General features: G+C 62.2%; 24 protein-coding genes. 5 read left to right on the top strand and 19 right to left on the bottom strand.

The genetic code is table 11. The features are described from left to right. Position 1 precedes the first annotated feature (1 nt). The 5 genes from E0W60_RS35705 to E0W60_RS35685 form a co-directional block, all read right to left on the bottom strand. Positions 2–1,078 (bottom strand): primase-helicase zinc-binding domain-containing protein, encoded by a 1,077-nt coding sequence (locus E0W60_RS35705; RefSeq protein WP_135707755.1) that lies wholly within the window; start codon positions 1,076–1,078, stop codon positions 2–4. Positions 1,079–1,299: 221 nt separating this feature from the next. After that, positions 1,300–1,866 carry a single-stranded DNA-binding protein gene (locus E0W60_RS35700; RefSeq protein ID WP_135707516.1) on the bottom strand — a complete coding sequence of 189 codons (567 nt, stop codon included), beginning with the start codon at positions 1,864–1,866 and terminating at the stop codon, positions 1,300–1,302. Positions 1,867–1,878: 12 nt separating this feature from the next. Beyond that, the gene (locus E0W60_RS35695) at positions 1,879–2,667 is read right to left on the bottom strand and encodes a hypothetical protein (RefSeq protein ID WP_135707515.1); all 789 of its coding nucleotides are present in this window, start codon (positions 2,665–2,667) and stop codon (positions 1,879–1,881) included. 8 nt (positions 2,668–2,675) lie between these two features. Further along, the gene (locus E0W60_RS35690; protein WP_135707514.1) at positions 2,676–3,104 is read right to left on the bottom strand and encodes a hypothetical protein; all 429 of its coding nucleotides are present in this window, start codon (positions 3,102–3,104) and stop codon (positions 2,676–2,678) included. Positions 3,105–3,204: 100 nt separating this feature from the next. Then, positions 3,205–3,513 (bottom strand): hypothetical protein, encoded by a 309-nt coding sequence (locus E0W60_RS35685; protein ID WP_135707513.1) that lies wholly within the window; start codon positions 3,511–3,513, stop codon positions 3,205–3,207. Between the two features lie 680 nt (positions 3,514–4,193). Here E0W60_RS35685 and E0W60_RS35680 point away from each other — a divergent pair. From E0W60_RS35680 to E0W60_RS35655, 5 genes are all read left to right on the top strand, one after another. Further along, a complete protein-coding gene (locus E0W60_RS35680) occupies positions 4,194–5,360 on the top strand; it encodes a hypothetical protein (RefSeq protein ID WP_135707512.1) in 1,167 nt (388 codons plus the stop codon). Position 5,361: 1 nt separating this feature from the next. Beyond that, positions 5,362–6,534 carry a FlhC family transcriptional regulator gene (locus E0W60_RS35675; protein WP_135707511.1) on the top strand — a complete coding sequence of 391 codons (1,173 nt, stop codon included), beginning with the start codon at positions 5,362–5,364 and terminating at the stop codon, positions 6,532–6,534. Between the two features lie 115 nt (positions 6,535–6,649). Further along, the gene (locus E0W60_RS35670) at positions 6,650–7,576 is read left to right on the top strand and encodes a CAP domain-containing protein (RefSeq protein WP_135707510.1); all 927 of its coding nucleotides are present in this window, start codon (positions 6,650–6,652) and stop codon (positions 7,574–7,576) included. Between the two features lie 606 nt (positions 7,577–8,182). After that, positions 8,183–9,196, top strand: coding sequence for a CAP domain-containing protein (locus E0W60_RS35660; RefSeq protein ID WP_135707508.1), 1,014 nt, complete (start codon positions 8,183–8,185; stop codon positions 9,194–9,196). Between the two features lie 124 nt (positions 9,197–9,320). Continuing rightward, entirely contained in the window at positions 9,321–9,587 is a 267-nt protein-coding gene (locus tag E0W60_RS35655) for a transposase domain-containing protein (RefSeq protein ID WP_346769578.1), read from the top strand. Between the two features lie 514 nt (positions 9,588–10,101). On the opposite strand, the gene pilV is transcribed toward E0W60_RS35655, so the two are convergent. The 14 genes from pilV to E0W60_RS35580 all read right to left on the bottom strand — a co-directional run bounded on the left by pilV (position 10,102) and on the right by E0W60_RS35580 (position 24,016). Beyond that, on the bottom strand, positions 10,102–11,349 hold the full coding sequence (pilV, locus tag E0W60_RS35645; protein WP_135707506.1) for a shufflon system plasmid conjugative transfer pilus tip adhesin PilV: 1,248 nt from the start codon (positions 11,347–11,349) through the stop codon (positions 10,102–10,104). Between the two features lie 7 nt (positions 11,350–11,356). After that, positions 11,357–11,836 carry a hypothetical protein gene (locus tag E0W60_RS35640; RefSeq protein WP_135707505.1) on the bottom strand — a complete coding sequence of 160 codons (480 nt, stop codon included), beginning with the start codon at positions 11,834–11,836 and terminating at the stop codon, positions 11,357–11,359. Between the two features lie 38 nt (positions 11,837–11,874). Continuing rightward, positions 11,875–12,375, bottom strand: coding sequence for a type 4 pilus major pilin (locus tag E0W60_RS35635; RefSeq protein ID WP_135707504.1), 501 nt, complete (start codon positions 12,373–12,375; stop codon positions 11,875–11,877). Positions 12,376–12,409: 34 nt separating this feature from the next. Next, positions 12,410–13,450 carry a type II secretion system F family protein gene (locus E0W60_RS35630; RefSeq protein ID WP_135707503.1) on the bottom strand — a complete coding sequence of 347 codons (1,041 nt, stop codon included), beginning with the start codon at positions 13,448–13,450 and terminating at the stop codon, positions 12,410–12,412. Then, positions 13,447–15,249, bottom strand: a complete 1,803-nt coding sequence (locus tag E0W60_RS35625; protein ID WP_135707502.1) for a GspE/PulE family protein — start codon at positions 15,247–15,249, stop codon at positions 13,447–13,449. Before E0W60_RS35625 ends, E0W60_RS35630 begins: the two co-directional genes overlap by 4 nt. Continuing rightward, positions 15,246–16,490 carry a type 4b pilus protein PilO2 gene (gene pilO2, locus E0W60_RS35620; protein ID WP_135707501.1) on the bottom strand — a complete coding sequence of 415 codons (1,245 nt, stop codon included), beginning with the start codon at positions 16,488–16,490 and terminating at the stop codon, positions 15,246–15,248. Before pilO2 ends, E0W60_RS35625 begins: the two co-directional genes overlap by 4 nt. Positions 16,491–16,493: 3 nt before the next feature. Next, complete coding sequence (gene pilP / locus E0W60_RS35615) at positions 16,494–17,141, bottom strand: type IV pilus biogenesis protein PilP (RefSeq protein ID WP_240746133.1); 648 nt, start codon at positions 17,139–17,141, stop codon at positions 16,494–16,496. 13 nt (positions 17,142–17,154) lie between these two features. After that, positions 17,155–18,834 carry a type II secretion system protein GspD gene (locus E0W60_RS35610; RefSeq protein WP_135707500.1) on the bottom strand — a complete coding sequence of 560 codons (1,680 nt, stop codon included), beginning with the start codon at positions 18,832–18,834 and terminating at the stop codon, positions 17,155–17,157. Continuing rightward, entirely contained in the window at positions 18,834–19,331 is a 498-nt protein-coding gene (locus E0W60_RS35605) for a toxin co-regulated pilus biosynthesis Q family protein (protein WP_135707499.1), read from the bottom strand. Before E0W60_RS35605 ends, E0W60_RS35610 begins: the two co-directional genes overlap by 1 nt. A gap of 28 nt (positions 19,332–19,359) precedes the next feature. Further along, a complete protein-coding gene (locus E0W60_RS35600; RefSeq protein ID WP_167884707.1) occupies positions 19,360–19,713 on the bottom strand; it encodes a lytic transglycosylase domain-containing protein in 354 nt (117 codons plus the stop codon). Positions 19,714–19,790: 77 nt separating this feature from the next. Next, positions 19,791–21,080 (bottom strand): TrbG/VirB9 family P-type conjugative transfer protein, encoded by a 1,290-nt coding sequence (locus E0W60_RS35595; protein WP_135707497.1) that lies wholly within the window; start codon positions 21,078–21,080, stop codon positions 19,791–19,793. Then, complete coding sequence (locus E0W60_RS35590) at positions 21,077–21,874, bottom strand: transglycosylase SLT domain-containing protein (protein ID WP_135707496.1); 798 nt, start codon at positions 21,872–21,874, stop codon at positions 21,077–21,079. The genes E0W60_RS35595 and E0W60_RS35590 overlap by 4 nt, the downstream gene beginning before the upstream one ends. Further along, positions 21,867–23,108: a TrbI/VirB10 family protein gene (locus tag E0W60_RS35585; protein WP_135707495.1), complete on the bottom strand. Its 1,242-nt coding sequence runs from the start codon at positions 23,106–23,108 to the stop codon at positions 21,867–21,869. The genes E0W60_RS35590 and E0W60_RS35585 overlap by 8 nt, the downstream gene beginning before the upstream one ends. Then, a complete protein-coding gene (locus E0W60_RS35580) occupies positions 23,108–24,016 on the bottom strand; it encodes a TrbG/VirB9 family P-type conjugative transfer protein (RefSeq protein WP_135707494.1) in 909 nt (302 codons plus the stop codon). Before E0W60_RS35580 ends, E0W60_RS35585 begins: the two co-directional genes overlap by 1 nt. Positions 24,017–24,029: the final 13 nt, after the last annotated feature.

Genomic DNA, 24,029 nt, shown 5'->3' with positions numbered 1-24,029 from the left:
GTCAGGCTGCGACGGCAGCCCGTAGGGACATCTGGCGAAGCTGGTACTCCGTTCGCCATTGATCACAAAAATCAGTACCCCGGACCTTCGGTCGATGCAGCACAGCGTTGAAGCCGGCCGCACGCAACCGCTTCTGCAACGTCAGTGCGTCGGCCATCCCGGGGGACTTGCCCGTCTTTGCGTCGACCTTGTCGAAGTCCGCAAAGATGTGCACGGTATGGATGCCCAAGCCATCTGGCACCACGAATCTGCTCAGCTCGACGCGGTTCAGACAGAACCAAGTCGGCACGCGGAACAGCATGTATGCGGCATACGCACTCTCGAGGCCTTCGGCGACGCCGATTTCCCCCTTACGCGGTGACATCAAGCGCACTGCCCCACCATCAAGCGGCAACGCTGTCAGGTAGTTTCGCTTCGAGGGTAGGATCTCGCCGTCCTTCGAAATGACCAGTGCCTTCTCAGGCTTGTGGGGATCCAGTGAAGTCCGGTGAACCGTCGCAATCCTTCCGTCTGGTAGACGGTACTCAGCAACGATCGTGGGATACCGACCTACGATCTCCTTCTCATGCCAGTACTCCTGTGTGGCCAGTCGCAACCCCTGTGGCAGTGGTGCGCATAAGCCAGGAACACGGGCAGCCAGGTAACGCATACCGTGGTCGCCCGCCGTCAGCGGCCTCGACGAATCGACTTGCTTCATCACGCAGCGCAACAGATCTGCGGGACTCATAGACTCTCGTCTTGATGGCCGCGGCCTATGGGCGACGACAGGAACGGGATCAATGGACTGGCCGTTCAGCCGGCACTTCAGCTCCAAGTACGACATGTCGGTGTACCGGCGGACAAGCTCAAGGCCGTCGCCGCCAGCAGGGCTCCCGTCGTTGCACTTTCGGCATACCCAGTCGCCGCGATTCCGCTTGCGGGTGTAGGTGAATCGATCATGCCCACCACACATCGGACACGGTCCAGGGCGGCCACGCCAGAAGGCGTCGGTAAGAGCCGATGCCGGCAAGTACTGCTCTACGAGGGCGTCCCATTGATCGGACGACCAGTCTGCAACAATTTCACTAAGGTCTTTCAGCTTCATGGGATGGACTCCAGGTGGAGTAGGTTTGTCGATGCCTGTGACAGGCGAAGGTACGCTTGCTCAAAAGACATCCCGGCAGAAGCCAGAAGGTCTTTTCAGCATCACGTTCGCGCAAACGGAGGAGGGAATGGCCGGGCGGCCTGGAGAAGAGTGACTGCTGCTACCGGTGGCCCCGGTAGCAGACAGTTAAGACGGGTATTGCGATCAACTACACGTCAATACATCGGTGCGCCGTCATAGCGGAACGGAATCCCATCGAGCGCTGCCGGTTGGCGGAACGGTATATCGTCGTCGAAATCTCCGAAGCCATTCGACGGCGCCTGTGCAGGCTGCCGACGCGCGGGCGGCTGGCGTTGCCCCGTCGGGGCCGACCGCTGCGCGCTGTCAGGACTTTGCTGCGACGCCGAGCGATCCGTGCCGGAATCGCTATCGCCATCGCTGGCACCTCCGCGACCGCCAAGCATTTGCATCTGATCTGCGACGATCTCGGTGCTGTACTTGTCCTGGCCGGACTGGTCCTGCCACTTGCGCGTACGAATGCGGCCCTCGATATAGACCGACGAGCCCTTGCGCAGGTACTGGCCAGCAATCTCTGCCAGCTTTCCGAACATCGAGACGCGGTGCCACTCAGTGGCTTCCTTCATCTCGCCACTCTGCTTGTCCTTGTACCGATCGGTGGTAGCGATGCGAAGATTTGCCACAGCGTCGCCACTGGGCAGGTACCGGACTTCGGGGTCAGCTCCGAGGTTGCCGACGAGAATCACTTTGTTTACGGATGCCATGTTGGTTCCTTGTCAATGAATGCGGTTCACTTGCCAGACCCACCGGTCCCAAAGCTTTTGTTCGCCGGTGGCAGGGTCCAGAATTGGGCGCCCGGTCCCATGGTGGAAGGCTGGCACCTTCTCCTTGTGCAATCGCTTAATGCCTACGCGGTCGCCGATGTTACAAGCGACGTCAGCCAGGGCGTCTTTCAGACCTTCACCTTGCAGCGTCTTCTCACCGGCACTAGTGTCCAGCTTGACCGCAAAGGATGTGTACGTCGCCCTGCCGCCAGGCTTCCGATTCGGGAATTCCATTTCGCCCCACTCGATCAGGGTACCGACCGTGTAGTTGGACCGGGAGGCATGCCCTTCTTGACGGGCCTCCGCCGACTTTGTGGGTGCGCGGTGCGGCATCTGACGGTCAGCGTGTCCTGATTGCCGCGACTCGGCCGGGTTGTCCTGGGCTGCTGCAGGCGCTGCCACTGGCAGGCGGTCTTCCGCCTGACGCATGACAGATTCGGCCACGGACTGGGGCGTTACGCCATCGCCCTCGTGCCGGTCGAGCTTGCTCCAGCGCGGAACGACTTCCGGCAGGACCTTGTCGCCATAAGTCGTATGCTGAATCTGGCTATCGAAGACGGCAATAAAGTGAACCACATGGTCGCCTTCGTCGCGAAACAGATTCGGCACACCATTGATCAGGATCTGGTACTCGTTGTCTGCGCCAGTGCCCACCGGCACTTCATCCTTGGGCGGGGACGGCGCTGCCGGCTGGCCCATGATGGCGGCAGCCGCTTGCTTGATGACCTGGAACAGTGTCATGGTTTGGCTCAAAGAAGAGACCCGCAGCACATGCGCTTCACTCCATCGAGGTCGGCACGCAGGCGGGCATTGTTGAGAATCACGTCCTGCAAGACTTCCGGGCTAACCCCGCAGACTGCACAGACATAGGTATAGGGAAGTGCGCCATCCCAGTATCCAAAGATCCAGCCCAAAGTCATGGAGTACTCCTCCAGTTCCAGTGGCTTGTTCTTGATACGGGCGCGAAGCAGCTCAGCGCAGTCAATCAGCGATTCCGGCATGTTGTCGCCGCGGCGACTGTCGCAGGCCAGGCTGATCAAGGCGTCGACCATCCCTTCTCTTACCGATTCGCTCCAGAGCGAAGGGTCTGGTAATGGGTCGACCTTGGGAGGGGGGAGAACGATGGCGGCAGCTTCACCAAAGAAGTCCAGCTGCCATCCTGCTGTCGTTGATTCCATGATGGTCTCCGGACAGGCACCCGGAGACCCACCTGTCGGCGGGTAGCGAGTACCCGTGACAGGTGGAATAGGGCCGCCCACGAGATTGGGCGGCTAGAGGCTAGGAACGATCGTGCGTTCCGGTACGACGGATTGGCGTCACAACTGCTGAGCGCTCGTACTTCTGCTCAGAAGGCTCCGCGGGTTGGTCAGGCGATGGCTTCGGCGCGGAGTTGTGCTCCGGCATCGAGACCTTCGGCGCGGCCGGTACTGCCCTGCTCCACTGAATCGCCTTCTCCTTCAAGTAGAAGAACGCGACTGCGGCAACAAACACACCGACGATGAAGGACTGAGAAGCCAGATACAGCGCCATGCAAAAGGCGAAGAGCTTGAGCGGGCGCTTGATCAGGTTATTGGCAAAGGATTCCATGGTTTCTCACGAGAAACAGTCAAAGGGATTTCCTGGACGGATGCCAGGCGATTATTCGATGCTCTGAAGAGCAAGGAATCCAATGAGGCGCGCTTACAACGGCAACGCGCTTGCGACATGCCATGCATGTCGTAAGGACGCTGCCCGAATGCGGCAATAAATGGAATGGGGCGGACCGCCAAATGGGCCTGTGCAGCCCAAGCGGAATGTCAGTGCAATCTAACCGCCGAGTCGATGCGTCAAAGACGCTAGAGGTGTCTGCACTCTACACGGCTCGTCAATGCATGACAAGCAGCGCGCTGTTGCATCGCGCCTCGCCTTCGAATCACTAGTCAAAATCCCGCGCTTTCGCAATTTCGAAAGGAACATGTTCCTCGCATAGCTCCCGTCAGAGGGGGCCACTTGTCTATACAACCATCCCCATCTGAAGGGGGTGTTATCTTAAATTCGGATGGTGCAAGTCGATAAAAAGCACAGCGAAGCACTACTGATTCGAACTTGACTTTCGAAAGCGGGCTGTTTTTTCCTAGCTTTCGATTCCGTTAAGTACTCGACATCGGCATATGCTTCCGACCCAAGATCGCTGCATCCGTTGTCTGCTTGACATGTGCTTCTACCGTGTAAGTTGAAGTGGCTGCCGCGATCACCGGGGCCACAACACTATTCCGTAGGGGCAAACAATGAAGAAGAAAGAAGAAGAAAGTCGCGAATTCAATCTGGTCGATCCAAAGTCGCCAAACGCTATGCGCGAACTGGTGACCCAGCAACTGGGTCACTTCATCGACGCCGGCGCCATCGGGCGTATCGTGCAGGCAGCGCAGGAGATCGAGCTCTCCCGGAAACGCATCCTGGCCGAACACACCGCCATCGGGTCTCGGCTATTCCAGATCTACCACTCGATCCTAACGTGCGTGCAAAAGCGATTGGGCGACACGCCGCGCGCCCGCCAGGAAGCCGATGACAGTCTGTACGCCCTCGCCGTCAGGGGCATGCGCATTTCACGCGCCTCGGTAATCAAGTATCTGCAGGCATTTCATCACTTCTCAGAGAACCACGACGCCTTGACGTTTCTGAATCTTGGCGAACTGACGATCCTCAAGCGTTCGGACATCACTAACGACGAAGTACAGCGGTTCATCGACGCGCGCAAAAACGATGAATCCTATTCGCGCAAGGAGATCCTGCCTTATATCGAGTGGACTCGACGCACGCATCAGGACCTCAATCACGTCATGGCCACGCTGGAAGCCGCGGAAGAGCAACTGAACGAGAGTCTGGAGCGCCAGCGCGATCTCGAAGCCCAGATGCGCCACATGCGTGAGCAAATGAACTCTGCAGACGCGCTTAATGCTGCGCAGAAAGAGCAACTGGATCGAACTTCTGGCGCACTCACGTCCCAGCAGCACGCAATGGACAGCCTGCAGCTCTCCATCAAGAGATTGAACGACGAGCGCCAGGCTTTGCAAAAGGCATTGGCCGAGTCAAAGATCCGGGAGGTGGTGAGGGAAGTGAAGGTAGAAGTCGTTCCCGTTGAATACAAGAACCTCGCCGACGCCGTCATCGGCGAAAGCAGCAAGCTGGATGCCACGAAGGCGCAAGTCAAGGATGCTGAGCGACGGCTGGCAGAGGTCAACGCCGAACTTGAGCAACACGAGGCGAAGGAGGCAGATTCAAGAAGCCTGGCGCTGCGCATCGACGGCCTGAAGGCCGATCTTGATGATGCCCTCGCGAAGCTTCGAAGCTCCGTCAAGGCGATCAAGGCAAAGGAGCACGGCGCCGCACTGTTGTCCTTGCGCCGCAGCGCCGAGGCTTTCCACAACGAGCTGGTCGCTATCACCGGAGCCTGACATGCAATCCACGCCTACCCGTTCCATCTTTGAGCAATTCGTTCTGCCGGCCTGGGTGCGAGATCGCGTGCTCACCGCGAATCTCCGGATCAGCAACTACGTCCTGAACACGGTATCGGTGCATCCGACGCTGGAGAACGTTTTCAGGGTCTCCAGCGAAAACCTTCGGTCGCTTCGTGAAAATATCGGCCAGTCGTCGAAGGTATTGGGGACGCCATTCCTTGCTTACGCACCTACGCTCACGACCGTTGAGGATTGGCGCTCCTTCATTGAGGGCAGGATGCCGACGGTCACGATGGAACGTCTCAAGTCAATGGTGCCTCCCAGCCTATCCGTGGTGGACAGACTGGCGCTCGAGCATACCAACCGTTCGTACATCAACGCTGTGTACGACCTCCTGAACATGTCCGTGCTGGCGCCACCGCTGATCGGCATCTCCAACGAGCTGGCGGCGTACCTGCGCTCCGTTCCACAACACGAACTCGACGTGGCCATGACGGAACGTCTGATTCCGCTATTCCACTGGCGCTTTGCGGATGAGATGTTCTGGCTGGAGACCCACACCGGCCGCCTCTCGCGTGAAATGATCGCCCACTACCTGATGGAAACCTCGCCGCTTCGCTCGGACCGCCTGCCCCACTCGGGGGCATGGGGTAAGTTCCGCCTGGAGACTTTTGAGCGCGACGCTCTGTTCGAAGCGTTTCTGTCCTTTAGCTGTCGCGCCATGAGCGTTTGTTCGCTGTTCAACGCCAGCATTGAACATACGAGGAAGACCTACCAACGGATACACGGGAAGTCCTCGCCCTCGGGCCAACCTCCTGCGTCGTTGATGTGGTATCTCGATTCCCCGCAGCGTCGCGTCCAGGCCACTTTCCAGATCTGGCTGTTTCGTTCCGCGATCGGCTGTGACGTTACGACACCGGAGAGCTTCGTCGCAACGCTTGACATCCATCGGGCCTTCTTTGCGGACGATTGCAAGGTTCCGGCCGAGCGTTCCCTGCATCTGGCTCGCTCGATGTCGATGAATGAGGAACTTGCGGTCTGGTCCTGCCGCAGGTGCGGGACTCCTTATCTCGCATCAAACTCCTCTGCCAAGATCGAGCTCTCGCAGTCGTTCCTTTGCCCTTGCTGCAACGGGACGTTGACACCCTCTCGTGGCGGTCGTCGGAACTGAGCCTATGCGAAGATTCCTCGCCATCGCAGCGTGCTGCGCCGGCCCGGCTTGGGCGACTGGCAGCGCGCCACCGCCCGCCCAGCCTCCTGCGGCTCCTGCGGCCGCTTCGCCCAGGATGAACGTGTCCGACCCAACTTACACGCAAGGCTCTGGACACCTCGCACTATTCAAGGGCATCAACACCTTGCGCCAGAAGCTTGGCGTCGGGCTGTTGGCGCAGGACGCGGCGCTCGACACGACTGCCCAGGCACACGCCATCTATCTCAGTGCACACAGCGTGGCGCAGCACGATCAAACTGCCGGCTCTCAGCATTTCTATGAGGCCACGCCACTGCTGCGCGCGCAGAAGGCCGGTGTCCGGGACTCCCAGTGGGTGGCAGAAGTCGTGGGGGCGGCAAGGGGGCCGAACGACAGCGAGATTGGCATCGGCTGCGTCGACCAGTGGTATCACACGGTCTATCACCTGCAGTCCCTTGTCACCAACCAGGAATCTATCGGGATTGGGTATAGCGGAACGGGTGCCTTAGGCCTGAACCATTGCGTTCTGGACTTTGGCACGATCACTGCCACGCAGCCAAGCCCGACTCCCGACGGCGTGCCCTATGGGGGTGGTCAGCAGTTTGACGCTGAAACTTTCGTCACTGTGCCGGCGGACGGCGACATCGGTGTGCAGGGAGAAGTCAACGTCGCCGGTGAGTCGCCAAATCCCGCCCCGGACCTGCCTACACCAGGCCGGCCTCTGATGGTGTACGCCAACGGCGCGCTCGCGGAGGTTCTGTCCGTGACTGACTTCAAGCTTGTCGCCAGCAATGGCGCCGAAGTGGCCGCGCGAGTTTTGGTGTCGCCTGCAGCAAAAGCGGAGGGCTCGAACGGTGTTGCCGACGAGTACCTGCGCAACAACGCGGCCTTCCTGCTTCCGCTCGCGCCTTTGGCTGATCGTGAGACCTACACGGCCTCATTCTCGGGGACCCGCGCCGGCAAGCCAGTAAGCATTTCATGGACGTTCAAGACTGCAACGGCCACCACCGCGGCGTTCCGATAGCCAGCCCCTCCGAGAATGAAGGGGCTGCTCAGACGCGACAACAGGAGATCTAAGATGGAATGGATAACGATTGCGATCGCTTTCGCTTTGCCTGCGTACCTCGCGTTCAAATGGGCCAGGCAGGAGGGTCGCTTGGCTTGGCCATGGGCGATCGCGTGCATGGTCTTCTCGTACTTTGGCTTGCTCGCATTCGTGCTGACCCGCAAAGGCCTGCCAACGGTGAGCGAGTATGCGCGCAAGTATCCAGCTTGTGTTACCGAGCGAGGCATGTCGTGCTATCGGTGCGGATCTCGAAGCATTCGCCTCTGGCGCGAGCAGCCGTTCATCGCGGTCCACCAATGGCATATCTGCAATAGCTGCGGAACGTCGCTGTACCGTTCGCGGTAGCGCGCCCCAGACAAAAGTCACTCCGAAAATCGAGCCGATAGGTAAGGCCCCCCACTTTCTGGGGGTCAAATTCGGCTCCTATTCGCCGTCTAGGTGCTAATCGCCTTCGTGTATTCTCACGTCCGGCCGGGGATTGCGGGCACTTGACTTCGCGCGGCGATAGGTAAGCTAAAAGTAACGGTCGATCCCCGGCCGGCAAAAGTCAGAGGAAGAAGAAACATGCAAAAATCCAAACTCGCTCTCTCGGTGCTGGCCACAGCCATGACGCTCGCTCTTGCAGCATGCGGTGGCGGTGGTGGTGATGACGGTGGCACCAAGAACCCCACCACTCCGCCCACCACTCCGCCCACCCCGCAAGCGCCCACTTCGGTTCCTCCTGCGACCAGTGCGCCGACGCCGACGTACCCGAATGCGGATCTGCGCTTGACGACCTTCAACGATCTCAATGACTTTCGAGTCAAGATTGGCGTGGGCGCGCTCAAGCAGGATGACAAGCTGGACCTGGCTGCGGCCAATCACCTGGCCTACATGAAGGCGAACAGCACCATCAGTCACCTCGAAGTCCAGGGCAACGCAGGCTTTACCGGTGTAACGCCCTATGACCAAATGGTGGCCGCTGGCGGCAACAAGGATCAGTGGATTGGTCAAGTGGCCGGTGGCTCGCTTTCGTGCCTCGCCAACTTCAAGAATTCTGTCTATCACTTGCAAAGCATCACCGGCCCGCAGGAGACCGTCGGCATCGCCATGCGTGACAACTTCTGCGTGATCAACTATGGCCTGCAGACCGGCGCCAATGGCAATGGCTACGGCATTCCGCTGTGGGGCGGCCAGCAGATGGCCACCAACGCGCTCGCCTATTCGCCAGTGGACAATGAAACCGTCTATGGCGGCTTCACGCCGGCAGGCGAATCGCCCAACCCGGCGCCGGATCTGACCAATGCAGGTCACCCGATCATGTTCCGGGTGCCAGCGCCTGCAGCAAGCGATGTGCTGACCGTTTCTAGCTTCACGCTGACTGGCCCAGGCGGTGTCTCGATCCCGGTACGCGTGATGGTACCGACAAAGGCCAAGGCAGGTTCGATGGCTGGTGCCGTTGAGGATGCAAATCTGTTTGCTGGCGTGGTGTTTATGCTACCGACGCAGCAACTGGCTGCAGGCACGCACACGGCCACTTTCAGCGGTGCACGCAACGGCTCGGCGATCAGCAAGTCGTGGAGTTTCACAGTGCAATGAGCCCCGCCCGCTAGAGGCGCAACGAAAACCCGCCGGTGCGGTAATGCCGTTCAGTTAATTCTGAACGGCATTTTTCTTCGCAGGGGTTGTAAACAAGGTATCGAGCTGTTAAGTTGCCGTTCCGATGCTATCGGAACAGATCCACGCAACCCTTGAGCTTAGTGAGCCGGCCAGTTTTGCCCGGCTCAGCGAGCACCTGCCGATGGCTTGGATTGAGCAGGCGCTGCTGCCTCGGGGACAAGCGTCCGTTCGCCGGCGTCGACTGTCAGCAGAGCAGGTGGTCTGGCTGGTCATCGCACTGGCGCTTTATCGGCACCAATCGATTCCCGATCTGGCTGGAGACGCTCGACCTGGCACTCGGCATTACCGCTTGCGGGGCCCTTCTCTTTGAAGCTGCTATTCCGTCTTCCTACCGACAGACTTCGTATATGCCCATTCCCATGTTGTTCCCATTGCCAGGGTCGGCCCCAAGGAATTTGCCGAGGCTATATCCAGTTGTTGCGATGGCGGCACTGGCCCGGGCGTTGAGATCGGGCCATAACCATGTGTCAACCCACATTTCAGTCGCGACAATGGCGCCGCCGTAGTAAATCATGTATCCCGTCCCCTGACAGCCGCCATCTGCTGAACACTGGCCCATATCCCCGATGTAGATGGCAAAGCGCTGAGGGAAATACTGGCACGTAGGGGCCGGCGGAGGAGGAGGAGGTGGTGGTGGCGGCGGGTCCGGAACAAAGAAGTCACAGGTGGCCAATCCATTGCGCTTCATCCAAATGCGCCCTCCCTGACAATCCGCGACCGTCATCGGCGGCGCTGGAAAAGAGTACAACTGCGCATTGGCTGCTGTGACGCAGGTCGCTAGTACGCACGCGACAATCGAATACTTCATCTTTCCTTATTCTCCACTAGAACGTACAGCCTGTCGTGACAGTGCCGACGAGTTGCCCGCCGAGCGCCCCTGTATCGTTGCCGCTATACCAAGCCGCAGGAGAGATGGCGCTCGCTTGCGCATACCAGTAGCTCCCGTAGTCATTCATTGAGAAGAAAGTGCCCTGAATCGGCGGCATCACTACCCCGGTGATATTGACCATCCCCTGCTTCGGCGTGTAGAGCGCCCATGCAGTGCCACCAGGACAGTTGTCTTTCCCGAACGTCATGCCATCGGTCACGTTCTCGTACTTCCGAGTTATGGTCATGTTGCCAACCGCATTGGTGAGTGCGATATATCGGTTGGCCTTGCAGATGTAGCCGACGTTCGTAGCGCTGGTTGCAATCTGACCATTGTTGCCACACCCAAGCCCTTCATAGACGTTTGCCACTGCGGTCCCGACCGACTGCCAGATGCCGCCAGAGCAGATTACGTGACCCGTTCCAGTGGTGCTCCGGCGGGTCGACGTTTCGGCACCACACGCAGTGCCAGGAGCGCCGGTACTCGTCAGGTAGGTGTCTCCTCCGCTGGTCAGCGCGGTTGTGGCCGTGACACGGCCTGCGCTGTTGACGTCGTTGCCTGCCATATCGATCGACGTCTGCATCCGATTCAGTTCCGGATGACCCGGAACCTGCACCCGATACAAATAGCCGTTGTTGGCTTGCGCGCCGGTAAAGGCGAGTAACGACGCGAGCCTGCCGCTGCCCGGGTTCGTGTAGTTGGCGAGCGGCACCTGCCACGCACCATACGCCCCATAGGCCCGGTTTGCGACCATCGTCGGATCGCCGTTCTGGCCAGCGTAGGGCACGAATCCCCCTTGCGCGCCGGCCTGAGCAGCGATCTGTACGAGTTGGCGTGTGTCCGTGATGGCACGCCCGCCTTGCGACGTGACCAGCGCCTGCAAGTTGTTCGGCGTCGGTTGCAGGACCTGAAGGAGCCAGGTCTGACCGAACACGTTGGTCGCCGAGAAGCCCGCCGGCAGATATCCGCCGTTGATCAGCATGGCCGGCGTAACGTTGACGGGCACGCTTGCGGTGGCCTGCGCGACCAGTGTCGCTGCTTCATCCTGCACGAACTGCAGGGCGGCCTTGTCGAAAACAAGCATCTGGCTCGCCGCGGCAGCGGTCTGCACGTTCGTAACACCCGCCTTCGCCCACGTTACAAAGCCAGCAAAGCTCAGCATCGAGAGCATTAGTGCGATGAGATATCCGAGTATGGCTTCCATGCGATTCTCAGGTGTTCAGCTGGACCCAATGAACCAGCGCCCCAACTGGAATGGTCGAAGGCACGCTGTATGCGGTGCCGGTGGAGATGTTGATGGCCGTACCCTGGCTACGGACCCGGAACCACGCGAGACTGCCTTGCGTGCTCCCAAGCAGCGCGGCCCCGGCACCAGACGAAACGCGCACGTAGCCGTACACGTCGCGCCCGCCGCCCGGGTTGGCTACGGCCATGCATCCCGCACCAGTCGGCGCCACCATCCCGGATGGCAGCGCCGGGATCAGGCTCGCGCCAACCAGGCCAGGCGTTGAGTCGGCGGTCGACACGCATGCCGCCCCATAGGCCTGCGCCTGCTGCGCGGTGACCGTCGCGACGTTTTCCATGCGGCCTGGAATGCCTGCCCCCGGCGCTGCTTGTGACAGTTGCCAGCTTTGCGCCACGATGCCAAGGCTGAACAGGACCGTCGCGATCGGCAAGATGAGATAGCCCATTTCCTGCTCCTCGGATAGTGGCGACAGCGCCAGCTTCCTTATTGGAAAGTGAGGGTAAAGGTCGCCGTGGCGCTACAGGCCGCCCCCGCAGTGGCCTGGTCAGGCAGGTTGGTCTGGTTGAACGTCGTCGATCCGACCACCAGCGTCACGTAATCCTTGAGGCCGAGGGCCGTGCTGACGCACTGCTTCGCAGTCTGGGCATTACCGCCGCCGAAGGTGATCACTCCCTGCGATCCGCTATTGGCCGACGCAAGCGTGACTGCATTGCCCCAAGAGTCGATCAGCGTGGTGCCGCGCACCATGTCGGAGGGGAACATCCCGCCGGTGATCATTGCTGGGATGTTTGCGGTAGTGAAGTTGGTGTAGCCGTTGTTGCCCTGTGAGAATCCGGCGCGAGCGTTCGTGATCAACTGCGCGATGTTCGTCGCCACCACACTGGCCTTGTGATTCTGAAACCCGTTATAGCCCGCATAGGCAATCCCAGCCAGTGCGAGAAGGCCCAAGACGATGGCGACGATGCGCCCGAGAATGCCATCCATGTAAAGCTCCTAAAGTGTATGAATACGACGGTTGTTAGAACTGACCCATCGATGACGTGAGAATCGATGACAGTGAGTTGGAGCCGAGCTGCAGCACCACGAAAGCAAGGAACATCAGACCCGTGAAGACCGCCGACATCGCCATCCCCTTGACGAGCAACTGCCGTTCGATCACTTCGGCGTTCTGACGCACTGCGACTGTGATCTTTTCGGTGAAGTCATCGAATCCCGCATACGCGCCGACCTCGTCGATCAGATCCAACGATGGAAAGCCGTTCCCCGTCTGCCGCATGGCTTCCGCCAGGTCCAGTCCATCGGCCAGTCCGAGGCGAATCGGTCTCAGACGAGAGGCCAACCATGGCGATGCCGAGCCGATCTGTCCCTCCAGCGCGGCGATATCCGGGACCTTCGCTCGCAGCAGCGCGACGAAAGACATCGCCCAGGTGAAGCCGGTGATTTCGCGGTACGCCGTGAACGGGAATACGTGCTGGTCGCAGAACCGCCTGCCAGGCCCGCTCCACCGCGGCAGTGCCCACCAGCTCCAGACGGCATATACGCCGAGACTCCCGAAGATCACCGGTGCAGGCCATCCCACCGCCAACTGGCCCATCCAGTACATGGCATAGGCCCAGTCGGTCCACTTCCCGATCGGCAGGATGTCGAGAAACTGCGGCACGATGTAGCCACCGATCAGCAGCAGGACGACATACAGCGTGGCCAGATACACCGTTGGCGCAAAGAAGCTCGCCTGCAGCTTCTGGCGCAGCCGCGTCGTCAGCTCGCGCACATCCAGCACCAGCCGCATGGCATCCGGCAGTTGCCCTGCCTTCTCGCCGGCGTCCAGCACGCTGCATTCCAGATCGCTGAGGCTCGTCCCCATCGCCGCCATCAGCGTCTTGCCGTCGCGCACCTGGCGTCCGACCTCGTGCGCAGCCTCAGCTGCGCGCTTGCGGCCTCGCCTGTCCTGCCGCTCCCGGAAGTCCTCAATGACTTGCGCGAGGGTCAGCCCGTTCTCCAATTGGCTCGATGCCTGTTGATACAGGCGCCGGCGCATGGCCCAAGACAATCTGCTCATAGGTCCTCCCGCATCGGAATCGCGTCAACGCTTCCCTCAGCGTCGACCGGGCTCAGACGACCGGCCAGCACGAGATCCATCGCGTGCGCAATCATGGGCTTGTCCGATCCCTCCCGACGCCGATGATTGCGCCGCGCGGCCAAGACACCGTCGTCGATGAAGTCCTGCATCAGTTGCTCGCTGGTGACGACCACCTCGGCAACCGCCTGTTGACCAATGATGGCTTGGCCGTGGCAGTGATCGCAGCCAGGCCCTCGAACGCGCACCTTAGACAAGTCGCCCCACGACCGCATCGCATTGAGCATGTAGTCCGGCAGCGGCTCAGACGCCTTGTCGAGGGTGACCGAGCATTTCGGGCAGAGCAGCGGCACAATCCGCTGCGAAATCAGGCCGATGATCTGCGTGTGGTTGGCGATCACCTCCATCGCCAGACGAACATGGTCCAGCATCACCAGTCGGGAGAAGGTCTCGAACGGGTCGGTCACGTGCAGGGTCGTCAGCACCTGGTGCCCGGTCGCCGCTGCCTGCAGCGTCGCAATCGCCTCCTCAACGCCCCGGATTTCGCCCAGCAGCACCGAGTCCGGGTCCATCCGCAGGGTCATGCGCAGCATCTCCGGAAACCGCTCGCTTTCCGTGGTGAGCTGAATCGCCCAATCCATCGGATACTCGGTCGGGTTCTCGATCGTGATGAGCCGCTTTTGGGGAAACAGCCGCGCCTGATGCCGCGTGCACTCAAAGAGGGTCGTAGTCTTGCCGCTACCGGTCGGGCCGGTCACGACAATCACGCCCATGGGGCGGCGCAGCAGCTGCGAGATGAGCTCAACCTGCAGCGGCGTGTAGCCCATCTCGCCCAGCTTGAATTCGCCGCCCGGCGCCTTCGGTGTGCGCAGATCGAGTCTTTTGGCCGCATCGATGGCATCCGCCTTCAGTGCGCCTTCGTGGTGCTCCCGGTACTGAAGCCGTGCAACGAGGAAGCCCCCGCCGCTTTCCACCGGGTAAGCCGGTCCGCGCACGATCCGCACACTGGAGAGTCCAGTGCCCGGCAGCGCGTCGCCCGCGATCTGGGCGTCCTGCACGTCCAGCGGATTGTAGGTAGCCGCCTTGACCGTGGCGAGGCCGGTGTACATGGCACGGATCAGGCGTTCCCCCTCCTCGCGGCGCATCGACAGGGCCGACACCGTGCGCAGATCACCCTTGATGCGTACCTGAATCTCGGTGTGGTGCTCACGGACCAGAATGTGAATGTCGGAGGCGACAAGCACAGCGCAATCCGCGATCAGCCGGCGCGCGAGGGTCAGGGTCTGCAGGTCGGTGTCCTGCTGCTGTCCTGCGCCACGCTGTTGTCGCAGCACGGCAAGCTCCTGGGCGGAGACCTTGCGCAGCTGGGGCGCGGCGCCAGCGCGGCGCAGCTTGGCTTCCCAGGTCAGAAGCCGCGGCGTCCCGAAATGCCGGGCATCTACGTAGATATCGCAGCCGTGCACCGCCAGCACTTGCTGCACGTTGTCATCGGTCAGGCCCAGCTCTTTGGCGACATCCTCCACGTGCAGGCCGCTATCCGCGACGCGTTGACGAAGCGCCGCCGCCTGGTCGGCTGTCAGATGATCGAGGTTGCAGGCAACACGGTCAAATGTTGCCGGCAGGTTTAGTGGATAGAGGATATGGGGCTCAAGCACCTCCGGAGGCTTCGGCAATGCCAGCGCATCGGACTTGACCGACGGCTCGGCCCGCGTCGCGAATGCGGTGCCTCGTGCCGACCCACTGCGTGGACTGCGCCACAGACGATTGATCGTCGCAATCATTGTTGACTCCCGGCGGGCGACACCGCGCCATCCCGCATTGCGTACAACTTTCCGGTTCCTTTCCATGCCTGGGCGGACGCTTCGTAGCTGACTTCCGTCAGCCGCAGACCCGCCACGGCGTCCAACCCCTCGCCCAAGCCCAACCAGGGCGGTGCACTGAAGCCGATGTCCGCCGTCATTGCAAGCCACGGATCAACCGGCGTGTTTCCATCGGCCGGAAGCAGCGGAGGCGGCGAGGTAAGCGTCAAGCCCACGCCACTACCCTGTGCATACGACCACATGGAACGCTGCGCTTCGGCAGGCCGATTGACCGCGCGGGAAGAAGGCAGGAATGCCGCCGGCGCGCTCGCGGTCGTCGACGCCTGATTGCCGTCCGCGGAAAGCGCGCCCGGCGCGTTGGCCGCCAATCCGCCCTCCCGCTTCCAGGTCGTTTCGATCGACAGGGCGGTCGACGTGGCCGGCTTGCAGCGCCAGCTGGCGAGCGTCCAGCCCGCATCCGCGAGGGCCTGCCGATCCCACGCGCGGCGGCACGCCTGCAGGAAAGCTGTCGGCGTAGCTTCCTCCACCCAAGGGACCGCCCGTTGCCGAGCCGCCTCATTGGCACGCTGCGCGGCAGCGACCGCGCGCTGCCGCATCAATTGCGCCTCGCGCTCAGCTTCCTGCTGCCGGTCGTACCAGTACCAGCCGCCCACGAGAAGGGCCGCCACCCCAGCCACTGCAGCAACCGTGTAAGAAGTCGACTTCCAAGGGCCGGTCAGGACGTCCCGCATGGGCGACACGCCCTTTGACGCCCGCGCCATGTTCGCGAGGTCCCGTACTGTCCCTTCGACTTCCGTCCAGTCCCCCAGGGCACGATGCCGCTCGCGGACTGGTGCAAGCTCCTCAAGCGTGCCCACCCGATCGCCGCCGGCAATGACGGCGTGGCCCTGACGGACCGCCATATACCAGTAGAGGCTGCCCTGCAGATGGAAGAGTCCCCGCCACGGCTGGCGGTGCTGGCCGGCCACAATCGCAGCGAGCGGCTTCAGCCCGGCCGGCTTCGCGCCTGCGATTGCTTCGCAGAACCCCGTCTGAACGGCGCCTTCCGCGCTTTCATGCACGACACCCCAGCGCACATTACGGCCAAGCTCCGCCGCACGCGCGCGCAGGACGCTCTTGCTCGGCTGCTTTTCCTCGTGTTGCCAGGTCAGTCCGATTGCAAAGCCGCCCTTCAGTCCGGGGAATGACAGGATCTCAGCCATCGCTCACGGCCTCAGGGTGCGCGTGCGCTTGCCATTGGCAAGCTTGACCCCACCGTCGTCAATGCTCACGACCTTCCAACCACCGTCCAGCATGTCGCCAGTCTGCACCGGAACCGTACGGCCGCTGACATCCACTACGGCGTTGTAGTGACCATCGAATGCGCGCAATGACACCAGCCGGGGCGCTTCCGGCGCGAGCAGCGGTGCTCGCTCTGCGACGCCGCCCGTCGGCATTGGGCCGCCCAGCGAAACCGATGGCACGCCGGCTCCTGGCGCCGCCCCGGCAGGAGCTGCCACCATGGAATCCTCGGCACGCTTCACTTCTGCCTTGAACTTGGCGATTTCGGCGCGTGCCTTCCACAAGGCCAGTTGGGACTGCAACGCAGCAAGTTCCGGCGCGTCCGTGGGGCGCGACGGTTGTGCCGTCTCGACCGGGGGCGTGCTGGCCGCTGTGGCAGCGACCGGTTGCACCGCCGGGCCTGTCCCCGCTCGCGACGTCACTGTGCCGCCCCCCGCCGATGCGATCGCCGCCGCAACAGGGTTCGACATCGTCGACGCCGCATTGGCAGGAACGATCACCGAGAAGCCGACGATAGCGGCGATGGCCAGCGCGGCCGGGGTCCAACGAAGATTGAATGCGCGATTCTGCATGGAGGTCTCTCTGTTACAGCAAGCGGGCCGAGATCATGATGGCGATGACCGTGTCTCCCCTGAGGGCACCAACCCCGCCGCCGAGCGCAGCCATCCAGGGTTCACCCACGCCGTTGTTGGTCGAGGACGCCTTCTGGTTGCGCAGGCCGGTGAGCACCAGCGATTCGCCGGGCTTTAGGGTGATCGACTGCGTGAACCGGTTAGTCGGCATGGTGCGCAGCTGCACACTGGTCTTGTTCGCATCGCCACCCGAGTTGAATCGCTGCAGCGGCAGCAGATCCGACAGCGTCATGTCGAAATTCATCAGGATCCGGCCGTCGACGACCTTCGGCAGGAAGTTGCTGGTGAAGCCATAGGTCACCGTTCCGGTCTGGATGGAACTGGTTGAACCCACATTGGCAGCCAGCGTCGTCTGGGATTGCGAGACGTAGTCCTGCAGCGTGGCGGTCTGTAGGGCCAGCACCTTGCCGTTTTGCGTCACGCCAGAGCGCGATACCACCTGCGACACATTGCCGAGCGTCGAAAGCGCCTGCACCACGGCCTTGCTGCCGGCGAAAGGGCCGCTCATGATCGTCGCGCCCAGATTCATGGGCGTGGCGCTCCCTGAGATCGTTGGCGTGCTGACGGAACTGAACGAGACGTCGGGCTTACCGCTGGAGCTTTGGTAGGCAAGCGACAAATTCAGGCCAAAATTGTCCTCGCGCGTGACGCGCACCTCGTAGACCTGGACGTCGATGGCGACCTGCTTGCCATACATCGCCACGAGGCTCTTGACGAACTGCTCAATGCGGTCGCACTGCACGGGGTCGCCGGTGACCGTCAGGGTGCCGAGATTTTTGTCGACCACGACCTCCGCGCTCGCGCCAGCAACTGCCTTCGCGGTCGCCTGCAACGTTTCCCAGGGCTTCATCTCGGTCGACATCGTCATGGACTGGCCGCTTCTTCCCGCCCCGCTTCCGCCCGACCCGCCGCCATTGCTGCCCGCCGTGCCGCCGGAACTGCTGTCGGACGTCGTAATCGAGCCGTTCATGGAGGACGAATCCGCCAGGCTCGGCAGCATGAAGGTCCGGGTTTCCGTCCTGAAGAACGACACCGTGCCGTCGTTGTAACGCGACCAGACCCCGAAATGTGCCTCTACGGCATCCAGGAAGCCCTTGAAGTTGCCTTCGTACCTGAGGGTCAGAGGCACAGTCATCGCCATGCCAGCGCCCGACGCAGACGTGCCGGCCAGCGAAGTGCCCAGGTCCACGCGCGGCGTTCCACCCATCGGGATGGGGCCGGTCGGCCGTGCCGCGGCGCCAGGCTGAGTCGGCGCCGTACCGGACACAGCGGACACAGCGGACGCAGCGGAAGCAACGGCCGATGCGTCTACCGCCGCACGCACGCCGACGCTCTGTGCGATCCAGCTCGCAGCTTCGGTCAACGAGCCAAGCGTGCCCCTGAACACCACATGCTTGTTGTAGATGTCCGGTTGCGGCTTGCTGGCGCGGATCTTCTCCCCCATCAACCAGGCGCCTTCATGCACCCGGAACACCGGGCGGCTGCGTGGCGCGTCGGCGTAGGCCGCATGCGCTTCGCTGCCGATGGCATTCTGCAAGTTGCGCGTCTCCATCACACCGCAGCCGGACAGCAGCGTTGCAGCCGCGACGGTCGCCGCCGTGTAGCGCGCCGTATTCCTCTTCAATTGCATCATCACTGCACCATCCCGTTTTGGCTGATAATCACCGTGCGATTGCCGCGCCAGCTATCGCCCACCACGTCCGCACCGTTGTTGGCGAGTTCTTCGACCACGCGCTTGACGGCGCTCTCGAAGTCACTGCCGTAGTCCTTGTCGCCGGGCACAATCCAGCCGTCCGGGACATTCCATGCGACGGTCCAACCGGCCCGATTCGCCCAGTTCTGAAGCTGCTGTTGCAGCGCCTCCCCTTTCACAAGCCGGAACACAACACCAGCCGCCGGCGCGACGCTCGGCACTGCCGGCGTGCTCGCCTTGGTCGGTGCCGCGGCCATGGAGGGAGAATTCGCGGCCAGCATGGTCGGGTTGACGGCAGCCTTGGGGGCACGGAGCGGCTGCAGGTGCTGCCAGCCGTCGTTCGACAGCTGCGACGCGTGCGCCGCTGGCATGATCAGGCCGCTCAGCAACGACGCTGCGGCGACGGCAATGCGGGTGGTTCGGTTGAGTTGGCACATAGCTATGCGTTCGATTGAGGTGAAGGAACTACCGCAAGGCGGCGCGCTGCAGCGCCTGCCACCGCGCATGAATCTGATTGGCGTAGCGCAACTGCTTGTCGGGTGAGGAGGCGTTGTAAGCCCCGACTGCTTTCCACGTCGGCCCAAAACGCTGGATGTTCTCGCGCAGAATCCACGCGCCGACGTAGGCATTGATGCATCCATCAAACAGGTGGGCGCGTGTGATGCCGTACCGGCCCAGCCTCGGCAGGTGGAGGGAGTTGATCTGCATGAGGCCGATATCTTCGGAGCCATTGGTATTGCGGTTCGTGACCCAAGAACGCATGCCGGACTCCTGCATGGCGATGCTCCGTAGCAGAGGCGGGCTGACGCCGTGAAACATCGCGGCATCATCCAGGCAGTCGGCATGGGCGGCGCCGGTCAGCAAGACCGTGCAGACGACCGCAATCGCACCGATCCTCACAGCGCCACCTTTCCAGGCTGCTCTTTGAACCGGACCTGCGGCACGCGATCCACGTAGACCACACTCCCATCCGCGATCACGGTCAGGCGGGCGGCGATACCGTTGAACTTGTAATACCGGTCCTTGAGTTCACCGTTGCGCTGGTGCTCATCGCCGAACACCGACACGCTCACCAGCGACTTGGCAAAACTGAGGTACGTGGCGCCGTCCTTTTCGAAGACCATTTCCAGACCTGCGCCGTTCTGGTTCGGGAACTCATAGTCGATCTCCGGGGTGCGCATCACGTCGACAGACTTGCCATCCGCCGTCGCCGTGAATCGATCGACCGTGGCGAAGGACAGTACGCGCTGGGCCTCATCCCACTTCGTCCAGATCTTGCTGTCGGATGCGTCGCGCAAGACCAGGTCCTTGGGCTCCTGCTCGAACCGAATCTCAATGCGGCCCTGCTTGGTGTCGCGGATCGCCATGGCACCGAATGCCGAGCCCAGCGTCGGGCCCTCAGGCACCGGTGTTCCGGCTACCGGCGTTACCGCATCGGCAGGGGCAGCAGGCAACGTGGCCGGCGAAGCTCGCGCCGTGTCAGCTGTCGGCGCAGCGGCCTGAAGCTTCCCGTCAGCGGTTGCAGCTGCGACGCCACCCTCGACCACGGCGAAGCTCTTCGGTGGGCCAGCGCGCAGCGCGATGTTGCGGCGGCTGAAATCCACTTCGCCGTAGAGGTTGCGCTGCTCAAGCACGCGGCCGAGCGCCTGCAGCCAGTTTTCTCCGCCGCGCGTTTCGAGGGTCACCTCTTCGGACAAAGGGATGTCCTTCTGCGCGGTGCCGCTCCATCCTGCGGGCGCGATCGACTTGACCAGCTGCGCGAGCGGCAGGTTGGAGCGGCCGGCGCGCACCAAAGGCTGGCTGGCATAGCTGCCGATCAGTGCGAGGCGCCCAGAGATTGCGGCGGGGCTACGGGCCGTTTCGCCCACTGGATTAGCCGGCTCCGACGTGAAGCCGTTTGCACGCTTCCAGCGCGCGACCACACTCTGGCCGTTCACGATGTAGCGAACCACGTCGGGAACGCCCTCTATCACCCAGTAAGGGCCACTCTGGATCGCGCCCTCCGCCTGCACGGCCTGGCCATGTCGCGGCTGGATGTAGGTCGACAGCCCATCGTTGAACACCATGGCGGGGCGATCGGCAGCGCGCGCGACGACCTGATAGTCGAAGTCCAGCGGGTCGGTGTCGGCCGCCATGGCGTTCGTCGCCATCAGAGCAAGTGCGGAGAGGATAAGCGGCCTGATCATTGGAATTGGGCGACGTGTTTCATGAATCGGGAGAAGTACGGCCCACCGCGCTCTGGGTTCGCGCTGTGGTACCACGCTACCGCCGTCATGGCGGAGCCACTGCGTTGCAGGTTCTCGGTCAGAATGTCTTCTGCCACGCGGATGTTTGTCGCCGGCGCGAGGGCCTCCCACGGCGAAGCGAACCGCTTGCCGTGGTAGCACCAGTTCACCTGCATCAGCCCGACATCGAAATCGCAGCGTTGGTTGGCGAGCAACCGGTTGATGGCCGCGTACGCCTCCTCGCGCGTCGAGAAGAACATGCCGCGTCCCGCCACATTGAGCGTCCACGGCCAGGGGCGGCCGCGGTAGGACGACTCGTTCATGGCAATGCCCGCCGTGATCTTGGGGTCCACCCGGCTTCCCATCTGGGCGAACGGTTCCGTCTTGGGGGCGCACGCCCAGCCGCCGCGCCGCTCGGCCAGCGCTTCCTGTGCGACATCGCTCAGTGCGGGCGGGCGCAGCCAACCCTCGCGCACGAGCAATGCGGCGATCGGTACGGTTTTTCCGGCAAGCGTAACGACTGGGCCAGTCTCCGCACCGGGATCGATCTGCGCACCGAGCAGACGCGCCGACCACCCGAGGAAGGCTTCCAGTCCGCAATACAGGACCGGCTTGCCTTCGAGGGTGTGCACACGCGCCTGGCCGTCCACCTTCACCACGATGGCGTTCGGGCTAATGACCGCGTCGATCGTTGCAGCTTGCGCGGCAAGCGATGCGATCGCGCAGACAACGAATGCTGCGAGCCGCTTAGTCACGATAGGCCTCCAGCACGATGTCATGCTTGACCTGGACCATCATCTTCTGCCCCGGCTCGGTCGTGATGGTCGGACGGATATTCTGGTTGCGGTTCAGGATCGTCTGCGCCGTCTGCGTGGCAATTTGCCCCGCAGCGTTTCCATACGCGACCAGACCGGCCGGCCCGACGGTCGTCGTCGTCGGGTTATCGTTGAAACGAAGCGAGAGCGCACCGATCACCAGCGCACCGCTGAAGATCCTCAAGAAGTGGTTGTTGACGTCGCCGCTATTCCCAGCGGTCCCATCCGGATCGGCACCCTGCATCCCCAAGAGCGGCACGGTTTTGCCGTTGGGCAGTTGCATCCGCACGAACGCCGTGAGAATGCGCTCCTGCCCGATGGCGATGTCGGCGCTATACATGCCGACCAGCGTGCTGCCGGCAGGGATCACTTTGCAAGTACCCTGCACGGTGTCGTAGATGTCCTGGGACACGGTGGCGCGGAACTCGCCCGGCTTGTCCGAGTTGAGGCCGCCGGCAAACACTGCCGGGATGACAAAGCCTCGACTGACCGTGCATTTCGGCAACTTGCCATCGAAGCCGGTTCGCAACGTGCTCATGCTCCCGGCGTCACGCAGGAACTGCCGGTCACCCGAGACTTGCTGTGGCGTCGCGTTGTCCTGTGCGAGCGCGGCTGCATTCGCAGCGCCTTGGCGAGCCGCCACCGCTTGCTGGATCGCGCGCATTTGCGCAGGGTCCGAGACATCCGCCATCCCGGCAGGCACTCGCCCTTGATTCAGTTGAGACTTGCGCACGCCAGACTTGAACACCGGTGCCGTGTAGAGGTCATCCTCCTCGTTCTTCTTGGCATCCACCGCTGGCGTAGCCTTGCCACCGCCGTTCAGATCGGCAGCGGTCAGTACCGGCTTTTTGGTGTCCGGCACAATGGCTTCCTTGCGCTGCTTGTCGGCTTCCTCGCGGGCCTTGTCCGCCTGTGCGCGAATCGCCGCCTCAAGGCTTTGCCCATTGTCAGCATTGCCCGCGCGCTGCTTGATCTGATCCGCCCGTGCCTGATCGGCCTTCGCTTCAAGCTGTTCGTCCGTGACGGTCTGGAAGTAGTAGCCCAGAACGCCCACGATCAACGCCGAAATGCCGCCGAGTGCGAACATCACGTTGCGGGGAAGCTTCCCTTTCACCGTACGGACTTGCGCATCGCTCACGGAAGCTGCGTTTGGATCCATCTTCGAGGCGCGCATCAGAAAATCCCCAGGACGCGACGGCGCCCACGCTCGATCTTGATCTCATCGTCACCGGAGCGCAGGACGATGGTATCGGCGAGCCGCTGCACCACCAGATAGCCGCCGCGACGAAGCTGATTGACCACAACAAAGTCGCTGCCGTCCTTCACCAGCGCGACCGGCCAGCTCTGCAACGCAGCGGCAGGCAGTCGTAGCCAGAGCGCCTTGCCATCATCGAACGCGGTCTCGGGCTTGAAGCTGGCGGTGCCGGAAATGGAATACTCGAAGTTCAACTGGTCCGGCGACACTGCGACGGCGTCAGGGTTGCGCGCATCGGCCCCGGCTGACCTGGCATCCTCCCCTTGCTCGCCGCGCGCATCGTTGCGCGCCTTTAGCTTGGCCGAGATGGAGGTCGGAATGCGGAAGCGCACTTTCTGGTAAAAGATGCCGCCCAGCGGCGAGGACACCAGCGTGAACTCGTAGCTGCGCTTATTCGTGTTCACCGACAGGGTATTGACGAGACCCGCCGCCTGCGGCTTCACGTAGAGATGGTTGGCGCCATCCGTGTCGTAGTCCCAGCGCACGTTCTCGCCCCAGGCCGGGTCGCCAACGATCTGCTCATCGTCCGGGAACTCGATCGTTGTGACTTTCAGTGGCGCGCTCAGCACGCGGAAGATCTGGTCGCGGCTGTAAGTGAATACGACCAGGCGTGAATCACCCGGCAACGCGATAGGGTCGACACCGCTATTGAACGGGTTGCCCGGGTTCATGGCGTCGCTCAGGTCACCGATACCAAGACCGGCGACGCCTGCGCCGAGGCGGCGCCCATTCTTTTCCGCCGCGTTGCCATCGGGGATGGAGACCAACAGTGCCAGGCCGAGGGCGATGGCCAGCGGGAGAAGTCGGGAGGGGGTGCGCGCTTCCATGGGCATTTGCACG

This window comes from Cupriavidus oxalaticus, assembly GCF_004768545.1.
GTDB lineage: Bacteria > Pseudomonadota > Gammaproteobacteria > Burkholderiales > Burkholderiaceae > Cupriavidus > Cupriavidus oxalaticus_A.
The sequence above is the reverse complement of the archived record's forward strand: the minus strand, read 5'-3'. Positions and strand labels throughout refer to the sequence as shown.